This is a genomic window from Burkholderia sp. SJZ089 (assembly GCF_007828315.1).
GTDB lineage: Bacteria > Pseudomonadota > Gammaproteobacteria > Burkholderiales > Burkholderiaceae > Burkholderia > Burkholderia gladioli.
Genome location: NZ_VIUM01000008.1, coordinates 103,515 through 114,284 on the forward strand (window position 1 = coordinate 103,515; position 10,770 = coordinate 114,284).

The following is a 10,770-nucleotide window of genomic DNA, read 5'->3' on the forward strand; positions in this document are numbered from 1 at the left end:
TCGAATCATCATGGACGCACTGACTACTACCCGGAATTTCCAGCTGACCGACGAGGAGCTGGCCTCGTTCCGCAAGAACGGCTATCTCGGCCCGTTCACGCTCTACTCGCCGGAGGAGATGAAGGCCGAGTGGCGCAAGGCGCGCCTGCGCCTGCTGGATCGCAGCCACGCCGCCTACCAGGACCTGGACGCCGTGTCGGGCCAGACCAACATCGCCAACTACGACCGCCACCTCGACGACGACTTCCTGGCCGACCACATCATGCGCGCGGAGATCTGCGACCGCGTGTCGGGCATCCTCGGGCCGGACGTGATCTGCTGGCGCACCGAGTTCTTCCCGAAGTACCCGGGCGACGAAGGCACCGACTGGCACCAGGCCGACACCTTCGCGAACGCCTCGGGCAAGCCGCAGATCGTCTGGCCGGAGAACCGCGAGTTCGGCGGCACGATCACGGTCTGGACCGCCTTCACCGACGCCATGAAGGACACCGGCTGCCTGCAGTTCATCCCCGGCACGCACACCGCGATGAACTACGACGAGACCAAGCGCATGCGCTACGACCCGGACGCGCTGACCGGCGTCGAGAAGGACGGCATGCGCCGCGGCTTCTTCGGCTACGACTATCGCGAGCTGCAGATCGACAAGGACTGGAAGCCGGACGAGGCGGCGGCCGCGGCGATGGAGATGAAGGCCGGCCAGTTCATCATCTTCTGGTCGACCCTGATGCACGCCTCCTACCCGCACGCGGGCAAGACCGAGGAGATGCGCATGGGTTTCGCCTCGCGCTACGTGCCCTCCAGCGTGCATGTCTACCCGGACACCGACTACGTCGAGGAATACGGCGGCAAGATCAGCCTCGAGCGCTACGGCTCGGTGCAGGTGGTCGGCGACCACACGCCCGCCTACAACCGCATGGTCACGCACACCACGCGCGGCAAGAAGTTCGAGCGAGGCTGAGCCACGCATGGCGCCGCGCATCCGTCCCGCCGTTGCCGGGCTGAACCGTGCGCGGCGCGGGATGCGCCGCGAGCCGGCGCGCGCGTTGCGTGCGGCGCGCGCGCTGGCGCTGGTCCTGCTGGCCGGGCAACTGGCCGGCTGCATGCTGGGCCCCGACTACCGGCGGCCCGATGCCCGGGCCCTCGGCATCCCCGAGGCCTGGCACGCCACCCTGCCGCACGGCGGCAGCCTGGTCGAGCTGAGCGAATGGTGGCGACGCTTCGACGATCCGGCGCTCAGCGCGCTGATCGCCGCCGCGCAGGCGGACAACCCCGATATCGACGCGGCGGTGGCGCGCGTGCGCGAGGCGCGCGCGATCCGGCGCGGCAGCCTCGCACCGCTGCTGCCGCAGCTCAACGCGAGCGGCTCCTTCGAGCGCTCCAACGGCAATACCCAGGCCGTCACCTCCAATGACGTCAGCCAGCCGCAATCGCTGCAGGAAAGCGAGCTGAACACCACGCGCGGCGCGCTCGAGGCCTCCTGGGAGATCGATCTGTTCGGCCGCCGCCGGCGCGCGGTGCAGGCCGAATCGGCGCGCAGCGACGCGGCCGTCGACGACTGGCACGACGCGCGCGTCAGCGTGGCGGCCGACGTGGCCGACAACTACGCGGCGCTGCGCGAATGCGAGGCGCTGCTCGAGGCACGCCGCGACGAGCAGCGCTCGCGCGAGCGCTCCGACGCGCTGGCGCGCCTGCGCGTGCAGGCCGGCTTCCTGTCGCCCACCGACGCGGAATTGCCGATCGCCTCGGTGGCCGAGGGGCGCAATGCGCTGGTGCAGCAGGCCAGCCAGTGCGAACTGGACCGCAACGCGCTGACCGCGCTGACCGGCATGGCGCGCGGGCCGCTCGACACGCTGCTGAAGCCCGGTTATGCGCGCATGCTGGTGCCGCGGGACGGCGCGATCGTCGCCCTGCCGGCCAGTTCGATCGAGCAGCGCCCCGACGTGCGCTCGGCCGAGCGCGCGGTGGCCGCCGCCAGCGCCGAGATCGGCGAGGCGCGCGCGGCGCGCTTCCCGCAGCTCTCGCTGACCGGCTCGATCGAGGTCGACCGCTACCACATCACCGGCCAGTCGCTGACCCTGCATCCCTGGGCCTTCGGGCCCTCGCTGAGCCTGCCGGTGTTCGACGGCGGCAGCGGCGCGGCCAACGAGCGCGCCGCGCGGGCCCGCTACGAGAGCGCGATGGCGAACTATCGCGGCAAGGTCCGGCAGGCCGTCAACGAGGTGGAGAACGCACTGACGCGCGTCGATGCCTCGGTCGAGCTGGAGCGCAGCGCGGTCGAGTCCGAGCGTCACTACCGGCTGTATTCCGAGGCGACCGACCGGCAGTTCCAGGCCGGCAGCCGCGACGTGCTCGATGTCGAGACCGCGCGCGGCCAGTTGATCGCCAGCACCCAGTCGGTGGCGGTCGCGCGGCTCGAGCGCGCGCAGGCCTGGATCGCCCTCTATCGCGCGATCGGCGGCGGCTGGCAGGAGCCGGACCCGGCGCTCGCGCTCGCGCAGCCCACGGACCCCGGCCATCAGGACGGCAAGCAAGGCGGCACGACGCTGACACCATGAATCTTCCCTTTCGATACACCGCGATGCTGGTGCTGGCGCTGGCCGGCGCCGCCTGCGGCCCGTCCCGGCCCGTGTCCGAGGCCAACGCGGCCACCGGCGCGGCCAGCGCGGCCGAGGCGCCCACCGCGCTGAGCGTCGCCACGATCGCGCCCGACACCCGCCGCTGGGCGCGCAGCATCCTGGCCAGCGGCAGCGTCGCGCCGTTCGAGCCGGTCGAGATCGCCGCGCCCGCCAACGGCATGCCCTTCGCCACGGTGCGGGCGCAGGTCGGCGACCAGGTGCGCGCCGGCCAGGTGCTGGCGACCATGGAGGTCGCCGCGGTGCGCCTGCGCCGCGCGCAGACCCTGGCCGAGGTGGACGAGGCGCGCGCCAACCTGGAGCAGGCCGATGCGCAACTGGCCGGCTCCAGGCTGCTGGACGCCTCGGGCGCGATCAGCCGCCAGTCGCTGGTGGCCGCGCAGACCGGCGCGAGCGTGAGCGCCGCGCGGCTGGCCGGCGCGCGCGCGCGGCTCGCCGCGATCGATCTGGAACTGCGCGATTCGACGCTGCGCGCGCCGGCCGACGGCCTGATCGCCAGCAGCCGCGCCAGCGCCGGCAGCGTGCCCGCGGCCGGCAGCGCGGTGTTCACCCTGATCCCGGGCGGCCGGCTCGAATGGCGTGCCCAGGTGGGGATGCGCGAGATCGGCGCGGTGCGCGAGGGGCAGCAGGCCGTGATCACCGCGCCCGACGGCAGCAGCGTCATCGGCACGGTGCGGCGCGTCTCGCCGCTGCTCGACCCGGCCACCCTCACCGGCATCGTCTATGTCGATCTGCCGGCCTCGTCCGCGCTGAAGGCGGGCGGCGTGGCCTCGGGCATCCTGGCCGGCGCGCCGGCCGAGGTGAGCACGCTGCCCGCCAGCGCGATCGTCACGCGCGACGGCTTCGACTACGCCTGGCGCGTCGACGACACGCACCATGTGCATGCGCTCAAGCTCAGCACCGGGCAGCGCCGCGACGGCCGCGTCGAGGTGCTCGCCGGCCTGCCGGCCGGCGCGCGCGTGGTCGAGCGCGGCGCCGGCCTGCTCGACGAGGGCGATCGGGTGGCGGTGGTCGAGGCGGGCGCCATGCAGCGGGCCGACGCGCGATGAACGTCTCCGCCCGGTCGATCCGCCGGCCGCTGCCCGCCGTGCTGCTGTTTCTCGCGCTGTGCATCGGCGGGCTGGTCGGCTTCGGTTCGCTGCCGGTCACCGAGCTGCCGGTGGTGGAGATCCCGCAGATCGTGGTCGACGCGCAGTGGCCCGGCACGCCGGCCGGCCAGGTCGAGCGCGAACTCACGCGCGTGATCGAGCAGGCGGTGGCCGGCACCGGCCGCGTGCGCCATGTGCTGTCGCAGGTCAGCGAGGGGCAGTCGCATACCACCATCGAATTCGAGCCCGAGCGCAAGCGCGCCGATGCGCTGGACGCGGTGCGCGCCGCCGTGGCGCGCGTGCGCGATCGCCTGCCGCCGGGCGTGCGCGACCCGGTGGTGCGCGCCGACGGCACCGAGAACCTGATGTTCCTGCTGGTGGTGTCCTCCACGCGGCGCGACGCGCTCGACCTGAGCCGCTTCGTGGACACCGAGCTGAATCGCGCGCTGGCCGCGGTGCCGGGCGTGGGCAGCGTGAAGCGGCAGGGCGGCGCCGCGCGCGAGATCGAGGTCGGGCTCGACCCGGTCGCGCTGCGTGCCCTGCATCTGGATGCCGGCACCGTGGCCGGCCAGGTGGCCGGGCTGGTGGAGGACACCCAGGCCGGGCGCATCGCGCTGGACGGCACCGAGCGGCCCCTGCAATGGCGCGCCAGCGCCACCGGGGTGGCCGCGCTGGCCGACGCCAGCCTGTCGCTCAAGGAGGGCCGCGCGGTGCGCCTGGCCGATCTCGCCAGCGTGCGCGACACGGCGGCGCGGCCCACCGAGCTGGCCCTGCTCGACGGCCGCCCGGTGATCGGGGTGCAGGTGATGCAGCGCGAGGACGCCGACGAGACGCGCGCCGCGCGCGGCGTGCAGGCGGCCGTCGCCGCGCTGCGCGCCGCGCATCCGGACATCGCCATCGATACCTTCACCGACAACGTCGCCCCGGTCGACGAGGTGTACCGCCATGCGATGCGCGCGCTCTACGAGGGCTGCGCGCTCGCGGTGGTGGTGGTCTGGCTGTTCCTGCGCGACTGGCGCGCCACCCTGGTGTCGGCCGCCGCGCTGCCGCTGTCGGTGGTGCCGACCTTCCTGGTGCTGGCCTGGCTCGGCTTCTCGCTGAACCAGTTGACCATGCTGGCGCTGATCCTGGTGATCGGGGTGCTGGTGGACGATGCGATCGTCGAGGTCGAGAACATCGCCCGCCACCTGGCGATGGGCAAGTCGCCGCGGCAGGCCGCCTTCGACGCGGCCGAGGAAATCGGCATGGCGGTGATCGCCACCTCGCTGACCCTGGTCGCGGTATTCCTGCCGACCTCGTTCATGACCGGCACGGTCGGCCGCTACTTCATGCAGTTCGGCTGGACCGCGGCGGCGGCCGTGCTGGTCTCGCTCGGCGTGGCGCGCCTGCTGACCCCGGCGATGGCCGCGCGCTACCTGCGCCCGGCCGCGCATGCGCCGCGCGAGGGGCGCCTGATGGCGCGCTACCTGAAGGCGGTGAACTGGTGCCTGGGCCATCCGTGGCGCTGCGCGGCCGGCGGCCTGGTCTTCGTGCTGGCCTCGGTGGCCGCGCTGGCCGCGCTGCCGCAGAGCTTCTTTCCGCAGGAGGACGGCACGCAGATCATCGTCGACGTGGCGAGCGATCCCGGCAGCGGCCTGGCGGCCACGCGCGAGGCGGCCGAGGCCGCGCGCCGCGCGAGCGCCGGCATCGACGAGATCGCCTCGGTCTACACCACCGTGGGCGCGGCCGGCGACGCCGGCGCGGCGGATACCGCCAGGCTGACTCTCGCGCTGAAGCCGTTGGCCGAGCGCAAGCGCAGCCAGACCGAGATCGAGGAACTGCTGCGCCGCCGGTTCGCGCTCGTGCCCGGCGCGCGCGTGACGATCGACGACAGCCGGGCGGCGCGCTCCACCGCCGTGGTGCTGGCGGGCCGCGACGGCGCGGCGCTCGATGCGGCCGCGCGCGAGGTCGAGCGCGCGATCCGCCTCGCGCCGGGGCTCGGCTATGTCAGCTCGGCGGCGGGCTCGCCGCGGCCCACGCTGGCGATCGCGGTCGATTCGGCGCGCGCCGCCGCGCTCGGCGTGTCGGTCGACACCGCCGCGCGCGCGATCCGTGCCGCCACCGGCGGCGGCGAGGCGGCCGACCTGCCGCAACTGAACCTGGCCGGCACGCGCGTGCCGGTGCGCGTCGCGCTGGCGACGCAGGCCGGCGGCGCCGATGCCGCGAGCCTGCTGGCCGGGCTGTCGATCCCCGGCGCGAACGGCGAGCTGCCGCTGGCCAGCGTGGCGCGCGTGCTGCGCGCCAGCGAGGCGGGGCGCATCGAGCGCCGCGACGGCGAGCGCGTGGTGACGCTGGACGTGGCGCTCAACGGCCGCCCGCTCGACCAGGTGGCGGCCCAGCTCGATACGCTGCCGGCCCTGCAGCGGCTGCCGGCCGGCGTGCACCGCGGGCTCGGCAACGACGCCCAATCGCTCGCCGAGCTGTTCGGCGGTTTCTACCAGGCGATGCTGTTCGGCCTGATCTGCATCTACGCGATCCTGGTGCTGCTGTTCGGCGGCTTCGTGCTGCCGGCCACCGTGCTGGTGGCGCTGCCGCTCTCGCTGGGCGGCGCGGCGGCCGCGCTCGCGCTGCTGCCGGGGCTGGGGCTGTCGCTGGCTTCGCTGGTGGGGGTGCTGATGCTGATGGGGCTCAGCACCAAGAACGCGATCCTGCTGGTGGAGCATGTGCAGATCGCCCGGCGCGGCTCGGACATCTCGCGCGCCGAGGCGATCGTCGATGCCTGCCGCAAGCGCGCGCGGCCGATCGTGATGACCACGCTGGCGATGATGGCGGGCCTGCTGCCGCTCGCGCTCGACATGCGCGGCGACGCGTTCCGCTCCTCGATGGCGGTGACCGTGATCGGCGGGCTGGTCAGCTCGACCCTGCTGAGCCTGCTGCTGGTGCCGGTCGCCTTCATGCTGCTCGACCGCGGGCAGGCGCGCCTGGCGCGGCTGCTGCATCGGCCGCCGCGGCCCTCGCCGTCGCCCCTGGCCTCGCGGCACGAGGCGCCGGCCCAGGCGGGCGGCGAGGCGGGGCGGGAGGCGGGCGTCGCCCAGGCCGCCCGCGCCAGCCGCGAGCCGGCCTGAGTGCCGCCCCGCCTTCAGGCTTTCATTCGATCATCCAGCGCGACAGGCCGTGCCGGCCGCTCAGGCCGAGCTTGATGCGGGCGCGCTTCAGGTAGGTTTCGATGGTGCTGGCGCGCAGGTCCAGTTCGTCGCAGATCGCGGGCAGGGTATAGCCCGACAGGATCAGGATGCAGACCTGCTGCTCGCGCGAGGACAGCGTGATGTTCTGCTGCTCGAGGCGTTCGCGAAAGCGCTGCGAGAGCGTGTCGGCGGCGCTGTCGGGCAAGGCCGCGCTCGCCTCGCCGGCCGGTGGCGCGAACTCGTCGTCGGCGCTCGCGGTGGCGGGCTGCTGCATCGAGGCATGCTGCTCGACCAGCGGCAGCAGCGCCTGCGAGAGCTCGCCGAGCGAGGCCAGTTCGTCGGGACGAAAGTCGCCGCGTTCGGCCTCGCGCTGCAGGAACACCACGAAATGCGTGCGCACGCGCCGCATCAGGATGATGCAGCGATGCGCCGGCGTGACCGCGCTTTCGTCGTCGAACAGGCGCGGCGCGAGATGGATCAGCCGCGGGCCGTCCGGATCGAGGATCTGCTCGATCAGTGTCTCGGGCAGGCGCTGGCCGAAGCCGCCGTCGTGCAGTGCCGTGCCGTGGATCGTCGAGGCGCCGACCAGCTGGCCCAGGTGCGGATCGGTATGCCAGATCGAGACGTGCATCATGTCGATCGTGACCGTGCCGCTGATGAAGCGCTGCATGGCTGAAAAGAATCGGGTGGTCCCCACGTTCGAGATCACCCTGCCAAGTTTCACGATGCTGTCGCGCATGATAGCCCTGTCGTGTGTTGCGCATGCCGGCACGCGGTGCCGGTTGCCTGGAGCCCGTCCCGGGTGCTCCGGATTCGACGGATCGGTCCGGTCCGCTCGAACGCGCAGGCTTTAATCGATAACCCCTGCGCAGGTCCTTTTATTCTCCTAATATCGATCAATTCCCCTGGCGTCGCATCGTCGAGACGACGGGCTGTCGATCGACGCGAAGCGCCGTAAACGCCGAATTGGCGACCCGCGGAACCGGCCTGGTTTTCAGTTTCATTTTGTTCTGGGCGATTGAATTTGAGGGCGAAGCGGTGAAGGCAACTTTTCCATCGATTCGATCGAAAAACGGAAAAATGATCAATCGGGAATATCTTCTCGTGATTCGATGACAGGAATAAAAACAACCGGATTCGTCAATCGAAGACCATGGAATGGTTAACGATTCATGTTTCCATGGCATGTAAATCCGTATAAAAATTTGAATTGTTTCTCAGGTGAAAATTCAATGTACTAAATACCACGATAGCAGGTGGCGCGATAGCGTCAATCGCCGCCGGGGACCGGCGACGTGGGACGGGGCACCGTTTTTGTCCCCGCTATGGAGTACAGACAGGCCCGGGGGCCGATGCTCTAATGCCTGGCAGGTAAGCTGCGGTTCCTGTCGTGCTTCGCCGCGAGGGCCGCGTCCACAACCCTCCCGGCGTCGCGGCATCGTCATGGCGAGCGCGCCCGGACCATGGCGGGGCCGCCGGCCCCGGACAGGAGTCGCTGATGAATTCCCAAACCCTTGCACCGGACCTCGACGCGATCGATACGGGCTCCGAAGCGTCGGCGCCGTACCCCGAGGCCGCCTTCGACGGCAGCGTGCGGATCTCCACCTTGCGCGACGGCGCGAGCCTGCCGGTGGTGTTCGAGCCGGCGCGCGCGCACGACGATCCGGTCGCCTGGGCCAGCCGCCATCGCGACGCCGTCGACGCGGCGCTGTGCCGGCACGCGGCGATCCTGTTCCGCGGCTTCGCGCTGCCCACCCCGCAGGATTTCGAGCGCTTCGCCGAGGCGCTTTCGCCGGGCTTGCACGGTGCTTACGGCGATCTGCCGAAGAAGGAAGGCGGGCGCAACATCTACCGCTCGACCCCGTATCCCGAGCAGGAAATGATTCTGTTCCACAACGAGAGCTCGCACCTGGAGAGCTGGCCGCGCAAGCAGTGGTTCTATTGCGAGGTGCCCTCGCCGGTGGGCGGCGCGACGCCGCTGGTCGACATCCGCGAGATGATCCGCGTGCTGCCGGCCGAGCTGGTCGAGCGCATCGAGCGCAAGTCGCTGCTGTACGTGCGCACCTTCACCGAGGAGCTCGACCTGTCCTGGCGCGAGTTCTTCAAGACCGACGATCGCGCCGCGGTCGAGGCGCGCTGCCGCGCGGCCGGCACCGAGTTCCGCTGGCTCGAGGACGACGCCTTCCAGATGCGCACGCGCTGCGCGGGCGTGATCCGCCATCCGTCGACCGGCGAGCGCGCCTTCTTCAACCAGGTGCAGCTGCATCATCCCTACTGCCTGGGCCCGGGCGTGCGCGAGGACCTGATCGAGCTGGTCGGTGCCGAGCGCCTGCCGCGCAACGTCTGCTACGGCGACGGCACGCCGATCGCCGACGAGGACATGGCGCTGATCGGCCGGGCCTACGAGGCTTGCGCGGTGCGTTTCGACTGGCGCCGCGGCGACGTGGTGATGCTCGACAACATGCTGACCGCGCATGCGCGCGATCCCTTCGAGGGACCGCGCAAGATCGTGGTGGCGATGGGGGAGATGATGTCGCGCGAGCCGCTGGAGGTGGCGGCCTGAACGACCGGGCGGCGCGCCCGCCGGGGCGCCGCCGCCTGCATGGCGGCGCGGGCCGGCGCCGCGCCGTCGAGGCGGAGGCGTCCCGCCTGAGCGCGCCGCCGCGATGCTCGGGATACCTCAGCGTCGCGCCGAGCGCAAGCCGATCCGCTTCAGCACCTTGTGCGCCAGCGCATAGGCCAGCGCGCCGACCAGCAGCGGCGCGAACGGGCTGAGCGCGTAGGTGCGGGCGAGCTTCCTGACCGCCGGATACTGCCAGTCGCCGTTGATGTGCAGCGGCGAGGCGAAGGTCCTGGCCACCGTCACGCCGAACTGCGTGCCGACCGATTCCACCGCATGCCACCAGAACACCGGGATGTAGAGCGCATCGCCCGGCTCCACCAGCACGCGATACGGCCGCAGCTTCGAGAAGCCCGCGTAGCGCCGGCTGTCGACGTCGAACAGGTAGCCGTTCTCGCGGATCACCGGCAGCAGGGCCTGCCACGACACGTCGTCGGGCGGCAGGATCAGCACTTCCTTGGCGCCGACCACCTGGGTCATCAGGGTCTCGTCGGCGGCATGGAAGTGCCAGTCGGTGTAGGAGCCGCGATACAGGAAGGCGCGGTACAGCGGGTTGACGCGCGGCTTGCCGGCGTTGCGCAGGAAGGTGTAGCCGGTGATGTCCTGCTGCAGCTCCGCGAGCGGCGACTTGTCGTCGAACTCGCAGGCGTCGAGCACCAGCTGGCCGCCGTTGAGCTTCATCTCGTCGAGGAAGGCATGGAAGGGCATGCCCTTCATGTTGGTGCCGATGTCGTCGATCAGCTTCTGGCGGATGTCCTCGTTGACCCAGGCGATCAGCTCCGAGCATGGATAGTGGCGCGCTTCCACCTGGATGTCGTTGGCGGCCCGCTTGAAGTATTCCGGATCGCGCCACGCCCGGAACGCGGGCCAGTGCGCCGCCGCGCCGCGTACCCGGCAGGGCAGGTTCTGCATCACGTAGTGCTTGTGGAAATCCTCCTGGCTGAGGTCGCGCGCGTCGAGCGAATCGATCTCCTCCGAGGCCTCGTAGTTGGGAAAGCCGGTGAGGCTCCACGGATATTCCAACGGACCGGCGCTGGCGTCATTGCGGACTGTCATTGAGTGTCCCTGTATCGGCAGATTCGTTCGCGGCCGTTCCCGCGCGCTGGCGCGAACGGCCCGATGCTTGAAGGATTGAAACATCGAATCCGGGCCGCGTCTGTCATCGCAAAGCGCGACAGTCGACGCAGGCCGCGACCCTGTCCCGGCAAGGTCGGCATGCGGTGTCGGGAAGCCCTGCCCGCGGCGGCCGCGGGCAGGGCTCGTGC

7 protein-coding genes are annotated in these 10,770 nt (G+C 71.3%); 5 read left to right on the forward strand and 2 right to left on the reverse strand.

What is annotated here, in order from left to right; translation table 11 throughout:
* The first annotated feature begins 10 nt into the window (after positions 1–10).
* The 4 genes from syrB2 to FB600_RS16745 are packed head-to-tail and all read left to right on the forward strand — an operon-like array spanning position 11 to position 6,825.
* Entirely contained in the window at positions 11–958 is a 948-nt protein-coding gene (gene syrB2, locus FB600_RS16730; RefSeq protein ID WP_096751708.1) for a syringomycin E biosynthesis L-threonyl-[L-threonyl-carrier protein] 4-chlorinase SyrB2, read from the forward strand.
* Between the two features lie 7 nt (positions 959–965).
* Entirely contained in the window at positions 966–2,555 is a 1,590-nt protein-coding gene (locus tag FB600_RS16735; protein WP_096751707.1) for an efflux transporter outer membrane subunit, read from the forward strand.
* Positions 2,552–3,682 (forward strand): efflux RND transporter periplasmic adaptor subunit, encoded by a 1,131-nt coding sequence (locus tag FB600_RS16740; protein WP_096751706.1) that lies wholly within the window; start codon positions 2,552–2,554, stop codon positions 3,680–3,682. Before FB600_RS16735 ends, FB600_RS16740 begins: the two co-directional genes overlap by 4 nt.
* A complete protein-coding gene (locus tag FB600_RS16745) occupies positions 3,679–6,825 on the forward strand; it encodes an efflux RND transporter permease subunit (protein ID WP_145757102.1) in 3,147 nt (1,048 codons plus the stop codon). The genes FB600_RS16740 and FB600_RS16745 overlap by 4 nt, the downstream gene beginning before the upstream one ends.
* A 22-nt stretch (positions 6,826–6,847) precedes the next feature.
* On the opposite strand, the gene FB600_RS16750 is transcribed toward FB600_RS16745, so the two are convergent.
* Complete coding sequence (locus tag FB600_RS16750) at positions 6,848–7,624, reverse strand: helix-turn-helix transcriptional regulator (RefSeq protein ID WP_096751704.1); 777 nt, start codon at positions 7,622–7,624, stop codon at positions 6,848–6,850.
* Between the two features lie 759 nt (positions 7,625–8,383).
* Here FB600_RS16750 and FB600_RS16755 point away from each other — a divergent pair.
* Positions 8,384–9,448: a TauD/TfdA family dioxygenase gene (locus tag FB600_RS16755; RefSeq protein ID WP_145757103.1), complete on the forward strand. Its 1,065-nt coding sequence runs from the start codon at positions 8,384–8,386 to the stop codon at positions 9,446–9,448.
* Positions 9,449–9,565: 117 nt separating this feature from the next.
* On the opposite strand, the gene FB600_RS16760 is transcribed toward FB600_RS16755, so the two are convergent.
* A complete protein-coding gene (locus tag FB600_RS16760) occupies positions 9,566–10,561 on the reverse strand; it encodes a cupin-like domain-containing protein (RefSeq protein WP_164467636.1) in 996 nt (331 codons plus the stop codon).
* Between the last annotated feature and the right edge of the window lie 209 nt (positions 10,562–10,770).